This window comes from Faecalibacterium sp. Marseille-P9590 (assembly GCF_017377665.1).
GTDB lineage: Bacteria > Bacillota > Clostridia > Oscillospirales > Ruminococcaceae > Faecalibacterium.
In genome coordinates, this window is the sequence record NZ_JAFREF010000001.1 from 112,262 (window position 1) to 125,805 (window position 13,544).

General features: G+C 54.5%; 18 protein-coding genes. 4 read left to right on the forward strand and 14 right to left on the reverse strand.

What is annotated here, in order from left to right; all coding sequences use genetic code 11:
- Positions 1 to 25 precede the first annotated feature (25 nt).
- From J3349_RS00550 to J3349_RS00565, 4 genes are read right to left on the reverse strand one after another with little or no spacing between them, the layout of a single operon-like run.
- Positions 26 to 748 carry a DUF2953 domain-containing protein gene (locus J3349_RS00550; RefSeq protein WP_242699440.1) on the reverse strand — a complete coding sequence of 241 codons (723 nt, stop codon included), beginning with the start codon at positions 746 to 748 and terminating at the stop codon, positions 26 to 28.
- Positions 745 to 1,278 carry an SMC-Scp complex subunit ScpB gene (scpB, locus tag J3349_RS00555; RefSeq protein ID WP_207675964.1) on the reverse strand — a complete coding sequence of 178 codons (534 nt, stop codon included), beginning with the start codon at positions 1,276 to 1,278 and terminating at the stop codon, positions 745 to 747. Before scpB ends, J3349_RS00550 begins: the two co-directional genes overlap by 4 nt.
- Entirely contained in the window at positions 1,275 to 2,006 is a 732-nt protein-coding gene (locus J3349_RS00560; protein WP_207675965.1) for a ScpA family protein, read from the reverse strand. Before J3349_RS00560 ends, scpB begins: the two co-directional genes overlap by 4 nt.
- Positions 2,006 to 2,680 carry a site-2 protease family protein gene (locus tag J3349_RS00565; RefSeq protein ID WP_242699441.1) on the reverse strand — a complete coding sequence of 225 codons (675 nt, stop codon included), beginning with the start codon at positions 2,678 to 2,680 and terminating at the stop codon, positions 2,006 to 2,008. The genes J3349_RS00560 and J3349_RS00565 overlap by 1 nt, the downstream gene beginning before the upstream one ends.
- A 194-nt stretch (positions 2,681 to 2,874) precedes the next feature.
- Between J3349_RS00565 and rpmB the strand changes: the two genes are divergently transcribed.
- The 4 genes from rpmB (at position 2,875) to J3349_RS00585 (ending at position 4,943) form a co-directional block, all read left to right on the forward strand.
- Positions 2,875 to 3,063, forward strand: coding sequence for a 50S ribosomal protein L28 (rpmB, locus tag J3349_RS00570; protein WP_005932647.1), 189 nt, complete (start codon positions 2,875 to 2,877; stop codon positions 3,061 to 3,063).
- Positions 3,064 to 3,139: 76 nt separating this feature from the next.
- Positions 3,140 to 3,316 carry a DUF4250 domain-containing protein gene (locus J3349_RS00575; RefSeq protein ID WP_158394555.1) on the forward strand — a complete coding sequence of 59 codons (177 nt, stop codon included), beginning with the start codon at positions 3,140 to 3,142 and terminating at the stop codon, positions 3,314 to 3,316.
- A gap of 16 nt (positions 3,317 to 3,332) precedes the next feature.
- Positions 3,333 to 4,091, forward strand: a complete 759-nt coding sequence (locus J3349_RS00580; protein ID WP_207675966.1) for a hypothetical protein — start codon at positions 3,333 to 3,335, stop codon at positions 4,089 to 4,091.
- 18 nt (positions 4,092 to 4,109) lie between these two features.
- Positions 4,110 to 4,943 (forward strand): sugar phosphate isomerase/epimerase, encoded by an 834-nt coding sequence (locus J3349_RS00585; RefSeq protein ID WP_207675967.1) that lies wholly within the window; start codon positions 4,110 to 4,112, stop codon positions 4,941 to 4,943.
- Between the two features lie 130 nt (positions 4,944 to 5,073).
- On the opposite strand, the gene J3349_RS00590 is transcribed toward J3349_RS00585, so the two are convergent.
- The 10 genes from J3349_RS00590 to J3349_RS00635 form a co-directional block, all read right to left on the reverse strand.
- A complete protein-coding gene (locus tag J3349_RS00590) occupies positions 5,074 to 6,783 on the reverse strand; it encodes a PASTA domain-containing protein (RefSeq protein ID WP_242699442.1) in 1,710 nt (569 codons plus the stop codon).
- 154 nt (positions 6,784 to 6,937) lie between these two features.
- A complete protein-coding gene (locus J3349_RS00595; protein ID WP_347564952.1) occupies positions 6,938 to 7,546 on the reverse strand; it encodes a hypothetical protein in 609 nt (202 codons plus the stop codon).
- A 695-nt stretch (positions 7,547 to 8,241) separates the two neighbouring features.
- On the reverse strand, positions 8,242 to 8,472 hold the full coding sequence (locus J3349_RS00600; RefSeq protein ID WP_207675968.1) for a DUF6718 family protein: 231 nt from the start codon (positions 8,470 to 8,472) through the stop codon (positions 8,242 to 8,244).
- A complete protein-coding gene (locus J3349_RS00605; protein ID WP_207676379.1) occupies positions 8,444 to 8,644 on the reverse strand; it encodes a hypothetical protein in 201 nt (66 codons plus the stop codon). The genes J3349_RS00600 and J3349_RS00605 overlap by 29 nt, the downstream gene beginning before the upstream one ends.
- Positions 8,631 to 8,912 carry a helix-turn-helix transcriptional regulator gene (locus tag J3349_RS00610; RefSeq protein WP_207675969.1) on the reverse strand — a complete coding sequence of 94 codons (282 nt, stop codon included), beginning with the start codon at positions 8,910 to 8,912 and terminating at the stop codon, positions 8,631 to 8,633. The genes J3349_RS00605 and J3349_RS00610 overlap by 14 nt, the downstream gene beginning before the upstream one ends.
- A 60-nt stretch (positions 8,913 to 8,972) precedes the next feature.
- Complete coding sequence (locus J3349_RS00615; RefSeq protein ID WP_207675970.1) at positions 8,973 to 9,344, reverse strand: hypothetical protein; 372 nt, start codon at positions 9,342 to 9,344, stop codon at positions 8,973 to 8,975.
- 14 nt (positions 9,345 to 9,358) lie between these two features.
- The gene (locus tag J3349_RS00620) at positions 9,359 to 10,177 is read right to left on the reverse strand and encodes a hypothetical protein (RefSeq protein ID WP_207675971.1); all 819 of its coding nucleotides are present in this window, start codon (positions 10,175 to 10,177) and stop codon (positions 9,359 to 9,361) included.
- 13 nt (positions 10,178 to 10,190) lie between these two features.
- On the reverse strand, positions 10,191 to 12,041 hold the full coding sequence (locus J3349_RS00625; RefSeq protein WP_177720199.1) for a recombinase family protein: 1,851 nt from the start codon (positions 12,039 to 12,041) through the stop codon (positions 10,191 to 10,193).
- Complete coding sequence (locus J3349_RS00630; protein ID WP_177720198.1) at positions 12,038 to 12,529, reverse strand: hypothetical protein; 492 nt, start codon at positions 12,527 to 12,529, stop codon at positions 12,038 to 12,040. Before J3349_RS00630 ends, J3349_RS00625 begins: the two co-directional genes overlap by 4 nt.
- Complete coding sequence (locus J3349_RS00635) at positions 12,513 to 13,502, reverse strand: AAA family ATPase (protein ID WP_207675972.1); 990 nt, start codon at positions 13,500 to 13,502, stop codon at positions 12,513 to 12,515. The genes J3349_RS00630 and J3349_RS00635 overlap by 17 nt, the downstream gene beginning before the upstream one ends.
- Positions 13,503 to 13,544: the final 42 nt, after the last annotated feature.

Consider the following 13,544-nt stretch of genomic DNA (forward strand, 5'->3'; position numbering starts at 1 on the left):
CCATACGATATTATTGTAACACACTTTATAGGAAGACGTCCAGCACTTTTTCGCGCCAGAACTCATACAAAACGCGCAGAGCGGCTGCAACGATGAAAAGCAGTCTTGCGCTGAGGTGGAACGACACCCGGTCGGCCACCGTCGGCTCGGCACTGCCGAAGTCCGGCAGGATGCGCAGCTCGTCAAAATCGAGGTAGACGAAGCGGTCGATGACGCCGAGGGACGGGTAGAGCCATGCGTTCAGCCTGCCGTAGGCGCGGGCGGCTTCGGCGGGGTCTTCGCCCCGGACGCCGAGGCAGACCTGGATCTTCGTGACGCGCAGCGAGCCGAAGACGGCTTTCGTCAGCCGCCCGGCACCCCGCAGGATGGTCACGAGGATGTTCAGCGTCAGCTTCGCCTTCTCGCGCGGAGCGGTCTCCTTTTTCGGTCTCTTCGCCTCTTTTGCGGCGGCTTTCTTCCGCTTGCGCTCTTCGCGGCGGGCGCGGAGCTTCGCTTTCAGCTTTCCCCAGAAGCCTTTCGGTTCTTCGGATCCGGCAGGCTTTTCCGGCGCAGGCCACCGGAACACCGGCAGGGTGAGCCCAAGCGCACCGGCCCGGACGGTCAGGACGCCACCCTCCCAGCAGACGTCCGCGCACAGCGGGCAGAGCAGGACGAGGGCCAGCAGCACCAACAGGATCAGGAGCAGGACGCCTGCGATCTTCAGCAGGGTCAGCAGCAGCCAGCCCAGAGCCATCAGGACTCCCATCATGTCGCCGCCTCCCCTTCCTGATCTCCGCGCACCGGCGGCAGGTCCGCCAGCGAGGAAAGGCCGAAGCACCGCAGGAAAACGTCCGTGGTGCGGAAGCTCACCGGGTGGCCGGGCAGGTCGAGACGGCCCGCCTCCTCGATGAGGCCCTTCTGCAGCAGGCCGCTGACGCTGGACGAGGAGTCCACACCGCGCACCTGTTCGATGAAGGCGCGGGAGACGGGCTGGTTGTAGGCGATGATCGTCAGCGTCTCCATGGCCGCCGGGCCGAGAGGCACCGAGCGCCGGGCGTCCAGCAGACGGCGGATGCAGTCAGCCCACTCAGTCTTGGTCGCCAGCTGCCAGCGGGTGTCCAGATGGAGCAGGCAGAGGCCGGAGTCCTCCCGGGCGTAACGGACGCGCAGGTCTTCCAGCGCGGTCTCCACCGTGGTCTGGGGCAGCTGGACAGCAGCGGCAAGCTTATCGGCGCTCACCGGGTCGCCCGCCGCAAAAAGCATCGCCTCTACGGCGGATTTTATCTGTTTCTGGTTCATTCTTCCTCCTTTGCCTTTTCACGGGGCAGGCGTCCGCGCTGCATGGTCAGCTCCCCCTTGGGGCCGAGAGTGACACGTCCGCCGCGCACCAGTTCCAGCAGGGCCAGAAAGGTAGCCACGTTGGTGCTTCGGCTCTGGCTGCGGGCGAAAAGCTGGCTCATCCGGGCCGCACCGCCCGCGATGAGGCGGCGCAGGATGTACACCACCCGGCTGCTCACCGACACCTGCGGGGCTGTCACCAGCGGCTCAAAGACGGCCTGGGTCGGCATCCGCCGGACAGGCGCACGGCCCATCAGGCTCTCCCAGCAGTCGGCCAGCACCTGAGGCAGATGGTTGAGGGCGTAAGTCTCGTCCCGTTCCAGCAGCATCGGCTGTCGGACGAAGGTGGGCGTCGCCTCCGCAGCGGCGCGGAGGGCAGAGGCCATCCGGCGGCACTGGTCGTACTCGATGAGCTGGCCGGTGAGCTCCTGCTTCATCCGCTCGCCCTCGGTGCTCCGGGGCAGCAGCAGATAGCTCTTCATCTCCACGAGGTGAGCTGCCATTTCGATGAAGGAGCTGGAAATGTCGGGGTCTGCGGCCTGCGCGGCCTCCACGGTGCGGGTGTACTGGTCGATGAGCTCAAGGATGGGGATGTTGTGCAGGTCCATCTTGTGCTTTGACACCAGCGCCAGCAGCAGTTCCAGCGGGCCTTCGAACTCTTCCAGATGGAAGGTAAGCTCCTCCGTCATCAGATCACCGCCCCTGCAGACGCATAGTAGGCCGAGTAGGCGATGGTGTCGATGTACTGAGTGCCATTGTCCAGCAGGTCCCACACCACATTGTTCATCACGCTGAGGGGGCCGTCCAGAAAGCCGCCCCAGACCGCCGCCAGCAGGACGATGAGGATGACCTTCTCATACTTCATCATGCCGAAGTAGATGCGCTCGGGCAGCACAGCCAGCAGGACGCGGCTGCCGTCCAGCGGCGGCACCGGGATGAGGTTGAACACGGCGAGGCTCACATCCAGATACACTAAGTATTGCAGGAAGAGCGCCAGAAAAATCGTCGCATCGTTGACGGGCGCCCAATAATAGAGCAGCTTCCAGACCACCATCGCAAGGTAGGCCAGGATGAGGTTTGCCACCGGGCCGGCCAGCGCCGTGAGGGCCATGCCCTGCTTCGGTTTTTTGAAGTTGCGGGGGTCGGTGGAGACAGGCTTTGCCCAGCCCACGCCCGCGAACACCATGCAGAGCGTTCCCAGCAGATCGAAGTGGCGGAAGGGGTTCAGTGACAGTCTCCCCTGCTGCTTGGCTGTGGGGTCGCCCAGCAGCCATGCGGCCAGCGCGTGGCCCGCCTCGTGGAAAGGGATGACGGTCAGGGCGGCCAGCACCCGTGCGAGGGTATAAAACATTCTTGGGGTCATGGTGTTCTCCTGTTTTCTATAAGATATACGCGTTTATTGTACTATTTTTTTCGCCTTTAGACAAGCGTTTGGGCTGTAGACGAAAAAAAGCCGCAAAAAAATCGAAAAGGGACTTGCTTTTTGGCGGCAGTTCTGGTAAAATAGTCAAGCTGATTATTTTGATTCCATACTTCACTGTAGGAGGTGCAAGTACCATGGCTAAGTGTGAATGCTGCGGCAAGGGTGTTACCTTCGGTATCAAGGTCTCCCACTCTCATCGCCGTTCCAACCGTACCTGGAAGCCGAATGTCCGTCGTGTCAAGGCGGTCGTGGAGGGTTCTCCCAAGTATATCTACGCATGCTCCCGTTGCCTGCGCGCTGGCAAAGTCACCCGCGCTGTCTAAGCTGATGCGTATTGCCGGTCACTTTGTCGAGTGGCCGGCTTTTTATTTTATCTCGGAACATGGGAGGAAACAAAAGATGGCTCTGCCGAGCGACCCGATCATGCTTTTGAGCGTGGTCAACCTGAAACTGCGCGATTTTTACCCCAGCCTCGACGCCCTCTGCGACGACATGGACGCCGACAAGGACGCCCTGTGCAAGGCACTTTCCGCCGTAGGCTATGCCTACGACGCGGCACGCAATCAATTCATCTGACAGGAGGAGCATTTTCATGATGGAAGGCACTTATTATAAGGAGTGGAGCGCGGTGCTCGACCGCGAGATGGAGTTCAAGGTCTACGGCCACGGCGGTGTGCCGGTGCTGGCACTGCCCGCCCGGGGCGGCCGCTTCTACGACTGGGAGAACAACGGGATGCCCGACGCAGCGGCCCGTCTGCTGCACGAGGGCAAGATCCAGCTCTTCTGCGCCGACAGCATCGACGGCGAGAGCCTGCTGGCGGGCAATGAGTCTCCCCGCCGCCGGGCCGAGATGCAGGAGAAGTATTTCGTCTACCTCACCAGCGAGCTGGCCGCGCGCATCGCGGAGCTGAATGCCCCCGAGAGCAAAGAGAAGCCCCGCATCTGGTGCGTGGGCGTGGACACCGGCGCCTATCAGGCCGTCCAGTGCCGCCTGCGCCGTCCCCGGACCTTTGCGGGTGCAATGGGCCTCTCCGGCCTCTACGATATGGGCCGCTTTCTCGGCAGCGCAGAGGACGACCTCGTCCTCCGCAGCAGCCCCCTCGCCGCTCTGCACAAGAACGGCATCTGCGACAAGAATGTTCTGTCCAAGGCCGAGGAGAACAGTCTGCTGCTCTGCGTGGGTCAGGGCGGCTATGAGGGCGATGCCCTCGCCGACACCCAGGCTCTGGCCGACACCCTGAGTGAAGTCGGCTTCCCCTGCCACCTCGAAGTCTGGGGCGGCGACGTCTCCCACGACTGGTACTGGTGGGGCAAGGAGTTCGGGATGTTTGCCGAGCGTCTGTTCGGCTGAGCGTAAGGAGGATGCGGTATGTCTGAATTCATCGTCGGCGCACGCGGCCACGATTTTGGCCGTCGCAGCGTGGAAGAACTGCTCAGCTCCATCGGGGACGCAGGGTTCCGCTGCACCCAGCTGGCCTACACCAAGGCCGTGGAGGGCGTCAAAAGCTATGCAGACGTGACCCCTGAGCTGGTGGCCGCCACCAATGCCGCCGTCCAGAAGAGCGGCGTGTCCATCGCCGTGGACGGCACCTACGTGGAACTGAGCTACGCGGACGAGGACAAGCGCCGCGCCGAGGTGGCGAAAGCCCTGAGCCAGGTGCCGGTGGCAAAGGCTCTCCGGGCCGGCTGCATGGGCAGCGAGACCACCAACATGGCAAAGCAGCCCACCGTCAGCCGCAAAGAGGCGCAGGAAGCACTCCTTCGCAGCCTGGGCGAGATCCTGCCCGTCTGCGAGGAGCAGGGTGTGCTCTTCGCGGTGGAGTGCGTCTATTACCACGCCATGAACACCCCCGAGGCCGTCAAGATGGTGCTGGATACCATCGCCAGCCCCAACCTGCGGGTCATCTGCGATCTGGCGAACTACGTCGGCCCCGAGAACGCCTCGGTGGACGCACAGCGCCGCCTCTGGGACAAAGTCGGCAGCTGGTACGGCGACAAGATCGTGGCCGTCCACTTCAAGGGCCAGAACTTCAAGCCCGACGGCACCCTCTACTCCACCAGCCTCGAGGACTCCTGTGTGGACTACAAGGGCGGCTTCGAGATGCTGCGCACCCTGCCCCAGCCCATCCTTCCCGTCCTGCGGGAAGAGGCTGTCCCGGCCCGCGCCGCCAGCGATATTGCGTTCATGAAGAGCTTTTTCTGAAGCTTCTGAAATAAAAATAAGAGGCTGTTGGACAACCTCTCAGTCTGCTTCGCAGACCGCTCCCCTACCGAGGGGAGGTGGCACGGCGAAAGCCGTGACGGAGAGGTTGAAGCCAACGGCCTCTTTTTATTTAATCCGTATCGTATTCCACGCCGCCTTGCGCGGCATCCCCGCCGGCGGGCGTCCCGGTATCCGAAGGCGCTTCCGGTTCCGCCGGGGCATCGGCGGGGACATCGCCTGCGATATAGAGCACGATGGTAGTTCCCACCTCCACCATGCTCCCGGCGTCCTCGCTGGCCGACACGACGCAGCCCGCCGCCTCGGAGCCGTCGTTGACGACCGTGAAGCAGGTGGCGTTCAGACCCTTGGTGGCCAGCTCCTGCACGGCGCTGTCCTGCGTCTGGCCGATGACGTCGGGCATCTCCATCATCTGGGGGCCTCGGCTGACCACGAGGCTGACGGTGTCCCCCTTCTGGATGACCTCGCCCGCCTCCGGCGACTGCCGGATGATGCGGCCCTTCTCCACCGTGTCGCTGTATTCCAGCGTGACGTAGAAGAGATACTCGTCGATATAGCTGTGGTTGTTGCGCACCTCGGCGTCATAGTCGCGGCCCACGAAATTCGGCGTCAGGGTGACGTTTTCGCTCACCGGCTCACTCGCCGCCTCGCTGACGGACTCCGGAGCGATCACTTCCGGCGGCTTCTCGCTCTGACGGCTCAGCAGGCCCCAGAGGATCAGCAGGATGAGGACGCTGAGCAGAATGACGATGCCCGCCAGCAGATTTCGGACGCTCAGCAGCTCGGTCTTCGCGGGCGCTTTCGGCTCCTGCGGCGCGGGGGCGGGCGGGTCCAGCGCCTCCATGCTGCGGGACAATTCCTCCGCATACTCCCGCTCCGAGAGGGCGCGGAAAAGCTGCTGTACCGTCTGGATGCGCTCCACCGGCTTGAGCCGGAGTCCCAGATACAGCGTTTCGGAGACGTAAGCCGGCACCGACGGCGTCACCGTGCGGGCCTTGGGGTTGGAGTCGGAGACGAGGCGCTGTGCCGCCGGGACGGGGCTCAGCCCGCAGACCATCCGGTAGAACACCGCCGCGAGGCTGTATTCGTCGGTGTAGCGGCCCTCGAACTCGGCGGTGGAATACTGCTCCGGGGCGGAATAGCCCTCGTACAGCTGCTCGTGGAGGCCGCTGCCCGCCGTGCGCAGCCCCACTGTCGCGTAGCCGGTGAGCCGGGCGCGGCCATTGTCCATGATGCGGATGTTGGCCGGGCAGATGCCCCGGTGTACGAGGCCCACCTGATGCATGGCCTCCACCCCGTTGAACACCGGTTCCAGCATGGCGCAGGCCTGCTGGGGCGTCACGGTGCCGTGCTCCTCCAGCCACTTCTGGAGCGGACGGCCGCCGGGGTTCTCCATGACGGCGTAGACCGTGTTGTTCTCTTCGAAGACGTCCAGCACGGCCTCCAGGCCGTTGGCCGGGGTAATGCGCTGGATGAAGCGGTAGAGGTCGGCAAAATCCATCCGGGTGGTCTTGAACAGCACTTCGCTGCCCGGCTTCGGGCGGAGGATGCAGTCCCTCCCCCGCTCTGCCGCCAGCGTCAGGGGTATATACTCCTTGATGGTCACCCGGAAAGGGCCGTTGTTCTCCACGCCCCGGTAGAGGATGCCCTCGCCGTCCACGCTCTGGATGTCGCCCACGGTATACCGGCCTGCCAGCACGGTGCCTGCCGGAAGACTGCCCGACGGGTTGCGCCCTGCAAGTTCCCGGCCGCAGTGGGGACACTGCGCCTCCCCCGCTTCCAGCTCCTGCATACAGTATGGACAAATGCGTCGTTGCTCCATGTCGGCCCCTCCCCGTAATGTTCTGTACTGTTTATTATAGCATAGCCGACGGGAAAATGGTACCCTACCGCCATGAACTTCAGAAGCACGGGATCATTCAGTATATCCACTCTTTTCGTTCATGCACAAGACGATGTATTTTTCAGTTTTCACATTATTTCAAATATTCTTCTGCACTTTTGCAGATCTCTGCTTCGATTTTTTCAGCAGTCTCCTTATTTTCTGCACTAATTGAAATATAGGTCTTGAGCTTCGGCTCGGTGCCGGAGGGGCGTACCACGATGGAGCAGTTGTCTTCCAGCAGGAACTTGAGCACGTCGGATTTCGGCAGGCCATCCAGACCCGGCGCATAGTCCAGCAGTTTGACGACCTTTTTGCCGCCGAACTCCTTGATGCCGCCCCGGAACGCCTGCATGATGCGCTGCATCTTGGCAAAACCGGCACTGCCGTCGAACTCATAGCTGTGCAGAGTGTTCAGGCAGTAACCATAGATCTTGTACAGCTCTTCCAGCTTGTCCAGCAGGCTGATACCCTTGGTCGCATAGTAGCTGAACATTTCGCAGATCATATAGGCGCCGTCCACGCCGTCCTTGTCGCGGACGTAGGAGCCGGTCAGGTAGCCATAGCTCTCCTCAAAGCCGAACACATAGCTGTCTGCCCTGCCCTGCTGTTCCAGCTTGCCGATCTGCTCACCGATGAACTTGAAGCCGGTCAGCACATTGATGGTGCGCAGGCCATAGTGAGTTGCGATCTGCTCGCCCATATCCATGGTGACAATCTATGTTACACACATCCTTTTGGATGGTAAAACCAATCTATTGTGACTTTCTTGTCATTTTCCTCAGTGCATATTTATTTGCCATGTTTATCCACCTCCTCACCCAAGTGTTAAGTTGTTGAATAGCCCTGTTTCCGCGCAGTCGCTATATTGAAATTCCAATTTTTGTAGCAATCACATAAATATAGCTATCGTTCTTTTTGTGACATCTCATTATCGTATAGCAGACCTCAATCCTGGCTCCAACTGATTTCGTCCTCCAATTCTTCGTCCCTATTGTCACTGCGGCAACGACAAGATAAACATCTTTTTTAAATCTATTTCCTTATGGACAAAAGCAAACAAACCCACGGCGGGTCGCATAAAGGCAATCCACCGTAGGCTCGATTCGTTCTCCTTAATTTTTTACTTGCTGCTCATTTTGTGGGTCAAAACAGAGCTACACCAAAGCCTCCCACTTATAACCTCTGGATTTCAGCTTCTCCGCAGCCTGTCAGCAAATAAATACTTTTGTTGAACGAGTCGAGCCGTCAAAACCCTTTAGTTATCGTGGTTTTTCTTGGTTGACCCTATGCGGTTGTCAAGTAAGGAACAAAAATTTTTGCAAATAAATAAGCCCTACAAGGTTTTCAAATCGGTTTTGAACCAATTTGATCCTTGTAGGGCTTATCTCTTAATTTTTATGGACGAAGACCCTTTACAAGAGTCTGAAATTCCTGTTCTGTATCCACAAAGTGGTAAGGCGCATACTCACCATACGCTGTTGGCCTGCTGATTGTTACAAGCTGTACTCCCTTATATCCAACCTCTTTGTTCAATTCTCTTTTTAATTCCACCAGATGCTTCCCATGCGTCGTTTTTAGAGCAAAACAACCATGTGCATTACGATCTTTTGCTACTAAATAGCACATTATTCAGCACCTCCTTAAATTCATGTTCATTCCGAATCAATCCATTTTCATACTTTTCACGCATTATCTTCCCTGTTTCCACGGGATAATTCTTTTTATATTGCTCTTTTTTCGGCATCATGCCGTCACTTAAATTGATGTTCTCCCCTGTCACCAAATCATTTTCCTTCAATAGTTTTCAGTTCTTCAAGGTAATAGTCACCATGATAGAATTTAGAAACATCCATATCAAGAGCTTCAATTACCCGACACGCCAAGCCAAAAGAAGAAGTCAAAATATTTCTTTCCCCAGATTCCAGCCTTTGATATTGACGTAAAGTTATATTGGCTTGATCAGCAACCTCTTGTTGCGTCATCCTTAACATTTGTCGTCTTTCCGATAAGACAGCCGCTGCTGTTGGAATTATCGTTTGAAAACTATCTAAAATTCCACCACTCATAATATTGGTTCCCTTCATCACGTCCATTTGGACGTATTATACGACCAAGCGGACGTGATGTCAAGTTGTACACTTTTGAGGCGAGAGGGCACTTTGTTCATCTTTTTCAAGCGAAATGATAACTGCATTTTTCTCGGCATCATACCGTCCTTTAAACTGATGGTCTTTTCCTGCCACCAGACCATTTGCTTCCAGCAACACCTGAATGAACTGTATTCCGTTAATCATCATCCGACACTGCCCATCGGTCAGCAGCCTGTCTGGGACCTTAAAGGACATGGGATGCTCCGCAGCACACGGCGTGATTGCAATAGACTTCCGATCTTTCCTCTGCAAAACGCAGATATAGGCCGGACTTCCAAGAATACGGATAACATCTTTCCCAACATTCATTCTCCGGCTTTCCGCCGGAATTGTCACTCGCATGTTCATAACTCGCCCAGAATTCATGTCGGCATTCCTCTCTCAGCAATCTCATTGCCCGATTGTTGTACGTTTTCAAGCTGTCCCGGTAAATCTGGCAAAGGTATATTTTCAGATTCTTCACGTTGCGGAATCGGTATTGAAGTAGTGCCTGCTTCCCGTTCGGGCTCATCCAATACAGTAGAACTCTGATACCCAATGAAGTCTTCAAACATGTTCATCTGATGGTCTGCAATATAGTCATTATAAGATTTTCCGATACGGTTCTTATAGGCATCCGGGAAGAATTTCATCTGCTTTTTCTTCATTTCACCAGTAAGCGGATCTGTATATTCCTGTGGCTTCGGGGTGAACATGATTGCTTCTTCCAAATCAAACAACATACAAAGACCCTGATCTGAATTAGCCACCCGTCCAAGCACTTTATAACGGCATTCCCGATTCCAGTTCATGAGCCTGAAGATATTTTCCACAAATTCCAATGATGTAATATCCTTATTCACCCAGTTTTCGTCCTTCTGTCTTGCCCATTCAACAGATGCACTGTCCTCTTCCGGGCACATAATCAGCGCAAGCCGCTTCTTGTTTGGGTGCAGAATCGGAAGAACATACTTGATTCCTTCAAAAAGCCGGATGCAGGCCATATTAAATTTCATAACGCCATACTTTATGCTCACTGCTGGCTTATTCAGCATGGAAAATTGTGTACGCGGCGGCAGCTCATAACCATCAAATTTTTCGTACTCCAGTTCTCTTTTATGTTCTTTTCGTATCTGCGTCAACTCACGAATCAAGGAGATTTCCCGAACGCTCAGTTCCTGCTCCCTACCTTTTTCTTCCATTTCACAAATCCTCCTACATCGACATTAAAAGGTCATCCAGTTCACGTTGAACTTCATTTCTGCTTGGAATTGCACCAATCATTGGGTTTTCTACGACTTGGCCGGATTTCATCACATCACTGGCCGCAATGCTCTGAATCCACTTGCTCCGATACAGCCGACATTTCAGATCCATCGAACGACCTTCAATCTGTTCATACTGATTTTTACCAATCAAAATCCGGGACTCATCCAATTCAAAAATTAGGAACCTTGCATTTTCCTCTCCACGGCAGATACCACGACACTGGTAACGGCAACTCCATTTCCAGTTCATTGCTTCAAATATCACCCCTGAAAACGCCCTGGATGAAAAACTGCTGCAAATCTTATCCTTATTTTCCCAATGTATCGCTGTTGAAGCGTCACGATTACTTTTTCGCAGGATCACGACTTGCAGAATCGGATGATAGAGCAGTTCCACATGCTCGCAGTCGTCCAAGCGGGTATGACACGCTTTGCTGAAACGGATTCCATTTTTTGAGATTGTTATGACCGGGCTGCTCTGGTTGATAAAGCAAGTACCTGAAACCGTCAGATAATCAGATAACAATGCCATATCCGACTTCTTTCCAGACCGCATTTCCGTCATATCGTTCAGTTCGACCACTTCTTCCGGCAGATAGGCATTCAGGCAAAGGCTGCGAATGCTTTCGGCATTGATGCCACTCCAGTTCGGATGGATGCCCACGAATCCTTTCAATGCTCCCTGCTGGATTACTACAATATCCTGCACCCCGCACTTCTTTTTGCTGGACGCCACAAGATGTGCAGCCCGTGCAATTTCCGGCGAAACAATCGCTTCGTGATGTTCTGGAACGTAGGCAGAGCAGCGATTTCCGTTATTCTTTGTGACCTTGCCCAACTTGTAGTCCACCACAATGCTCTTCCGAGCTTCCAGATCACCCCAGCGACGTTCGTTTTTCATGATGTTAGCCACCATCATGCCGTTCCACTCCTGCCTGCCGCGCAGGGTGCTGCGCTTCTTCTGTGTCAGGATCATTGCAATCTGTTCGTAATCATAGCCCTGAATAAATGCCAGGAAGATAAAACGTACCGTCTTTGCTTCTTCCGGCTCAATCACAAGCTGTCCATCCTTCGTATGCCGATACCCCATCAGGTCAGCCACCGGGTACTGACCTGTCATAATACGCTGGTCATACGAAAGGATCATGCGGCGGCTCTTATTGCCCGATTCCCAGTCTGCCAAAAGAGCCTGGATGTCAAGACTGTATTGACTGCTTGGATTCAGCGTGTAGATATTCTCTGTTTCAAAGTACACACCGATGGGATGTGCAGGATGCATGGTTTTCAAAGCTGCGATCTGTGTCATGCAATCCGAAAAGTTCCGGGCAAAACGCGAAATGCTGGCACAGATAATCAAATCCATCTTCTGGTCTTTGGCATCTCGCATCATTCGCTTAAACGCATCCCGTTTCCGCAGTGAAGTACCCGATTTTCCCTCGTCACTGTAAATATCCTGCAGATTCCAGTTTTCCGTTTCTGCAATCTTTTTGGTGTAGTATAGAGTCTGATTTTCAATGGAGGAAATCTGTTCTTCGCTAGATGTGCTGACACGGGCATAAACGGCCACACGTTTTAGGTCACTGTCATAAATTGATGGGGTCGGCTTTGCAGGGCGGAAATAATCTTTTGCTGATTTCTGGTCCTGTTCAGTCTGCTTATGGATTCTGTCGCGGATTTCAGCTTTTCTCTTTTCAGCTTCCAAATGCCTGCTTTTCCAATCCATTCCATTGGACACAACTTCGATATTTTCTATTGAAATATGTTCTACATTTTTTGAATCATACTGTCCTTCGTTCATTTTCCATCAGCCTTTTCCATTTCATGTTCTAGTCGTGCTTTCCATGCAAGATATTCTTTCTCACGGATTGATGTGTATTTTTCGGCTAATTCTTTCAGACTTTGCCGTTGGTTATCAACATCAAGAATGGTGTCGATTCTCTGGTCGTCATCATCCGTAACAACGTCCACTCGCATCGGTATGTCAAACAGATATTTCAACAGGAAACAGAAATCACAGGTATTCGCCGCAAGGTAGGCTCTTGTCTGTGAAAAAATCAGATTGACGGCACCCTTTTTGCAATCTTTGAGCAGATGCACCATTTCCGGGCGTTTGTAAATTTCCTTATTTCCTGTGATGTCAATATAGACACCAACCAGCCTTTTATCCACATCATCTCTGAACCTTTCAGCGTAATAGGAACTATGATAGGCTACTGCTACATCCTTGGAGCGTTCCCACAGTTTTGCAAGTTTCACATAGCCACCAACCTTATACTTGCGGTCCATTCATAGCTCCTTCTTCCAGCTGAACACTCCAATACCATCTCCGCTTCTTCTGGTAGCAGTGGATTCCCATTTCCGTTTTTACCATCCGCGCCACTCGTTTGCTGACACCCTCATTGTCCAGACGGCAATAAATTTCATTTGCACTCATATCGCCTTTTTCAAGGAAATGCTTGATCCAATAGGCAGCTTTCTGTTGCTCTGTATCAAATTTAGGTTCGGCGTCCGGCTGTTGTTTTTCAAAAAGCTGTGGCCTGCATTCCAGCCATCGAAAGCCCTTGTCGGCAGAAATGGAAAAGCGGATGTCTTCTGCCGTAGGCGCAAGACTGTTTTTGATTTGATGTACGATTCTTATATCAGGATTCTCGGTATCTCGCTCCACCTGCAGGACGCTTCGTGCTGCTGCCACAACATCAATGCTGCCAAGGCTGCGGTACAGCCCTTTGGAGCCTTCTTTTTTGTTAAGGTGTCCAATCAGAACGATAGCGCAGTCGTAACCAGCAGCCCACATTCCAAGGCGGCGCATGAGTTTCCGCGCTCTGCCTGCGATTTGCAAATCCGAATCGCTGCCAAGATAAGCCTGAATCGGATCGATCACGACCAATCGAGGCCGAAATTCAATGATTGCCTGACGGATGCGCTCATCATCCAATGTGAGGCCGTTATAAACCTCTTCATTGATGAAGGCAATCTTCCGGCAGTCTGCTCCGCAGCGTTCCAAACGGGGCTTTATCGTGTCTGAAACGCCATCCTCCGAGCACTGATAAATCACTTTTTGCGGCGCACCAATTTTGCATCCGTCCGGGGTCTTACCTCCTGTTGAAAGTTCCGCAATCAGATTCATCATCATGGTAGATTTTCCATCGCCGGGATCACCTTGCAGAAGTGTGATTTTCCCGATTGCAATAAAGGGATACCACAGCCACCGTACATCCGTTGACTGAACTTCGCTATACAGTGTCAGCAGCCGTTCCATTTCGTTTTCCCCACTTTATTTTCGCAGCTTGATTTCATGCTT

What these genes read in the sequence shown, in the direction of transcription:
- J3349_RS00550 (WP_242699440.1), bottom strand. Translation starts at nt 748, where the DNA reads ATGATGGGAGTCCTGATGGCTCTGGGCTGGCTGCTGCTGACCCTGCTG.
- scpB (WP_207675964.1), bottom strand. Translation starts at nt 1,278, where the DNA reads ATGAACCAGAAACAGATAAAATCCGCCGTAGAGGCGATGCTTTTTGCG.
- J3349_RS00560 (WP_207675965.1), bottom strand. Translation starts at nt 2,006, where the DNA reads ATGACGGAGGAGCTTACCTTCCATCTGGAAGAGTTCGAAGGCCCGCTG.
- J3349_RS00565 (WP_242699441.1), bottom strand. Translation starts at nt 2,680, where the DNA reads ATGACCCCAAGAATGTTTTATACCCTCGCACGGGTGCTGGCCGCCCTG.
- rpmB (WP_005932647.1), top strand. Translation starts at nt 2,875, where the DNA reads ATGGCTAAGTGTGAATGCTGCGGCAAGGGTGTTACCTTCGGTATCAAG.
- J3349_RS00575 (WP_158394555.1), top strand. Translation starts at nt 3,140, where the DNA reads ATGGCTCTGCCGAGCGACCCGATCATGCTTTTGAGCGTGGTCAACCTG.
- J3349_RS00580 (WP_207675966.1), top strand. Translation starts at nt 3,333, where the DNA reads ATGATGGAAGGCACTTATTATAAGGAGTGGAGCGCGGTGCTCGACCGC.
- J3349_RS00585 (WP_207675967.1), top strand. Translation starts at nt 4,110, where the DNA reads ATGTCTGAATTCATCGTCGGCGCACGCGGCCACGATTTTGGCCGTCGC.
- J3349_RS00590 (WP_242699442.1), bottom strand. Translation starts at nt 6,783, where the DNA reads ATGGAGCAACGACGCATTTGTCCATACTGTATGCAGGAGCTGGAAGCG.
- J3349_RS00595 (WP_347564952.1), bottom strand. Translation starts at nt 7,546, where the DNA reads ATGGGCGAGCAGATCGCAACTCACTATGGCCTGCGCACCATCAATGTG.
- J3349_RS00600 (WP_207675968.1), bottom strand. Translation starts at nt 8,472, where the DNA reads ATGTGCTATTTAGTAGCAAAAGATCGTAATGCACATGGTTGTTTTGCT.
- J3349_RS00610 (WP_207675969.1), bottom strand. Translation starts at nt 8,912, where the DNA reads ATGAGTGGTGGAATTTTAGATAGTTTTCAAACGATAATTCCAACAGCA.
- J3349_RS00615 (WP_207675970.1), bottom strand. Translation starts at nt 9,344, where the DNA reads ATGAACATGCGAGTGACAATTCCGGCGGAAAGCCGGAGAATGAATGTT.
- J3349_RS00620 (WP_207675971.1), bottom strand. Translation starts at nt 10,177, where the DNA reads ATGGAAGAAAAAGGTAGGGAGCAGGAACTGAGCGTTCGGGAAATCTCC.
- J3349_RS00625 (WP_177720199.1), bottom strand. Translation starts at nt 12,041, where the DNA reads ATGAACGAAGGACAGTATGATTCAAAAAATGTAGAACATATTTCAATA.
- J3349_RS00630 (WP_177720198.1), bottom strand. Translation starts at nt 12,529, where the DNA reads ATGGACCGCAAGTATAAGGTTGGTGGCTATGTGAAACTTGCAAAACTG.
- J3349_RS00635 (WP_207675972.1), bottom strand. Translation starts at nt 13,502, where the DNA reads ATGGAACGGCTGCTGACACTGTATAGCGAAGTTCAGTCAACGGATGTA.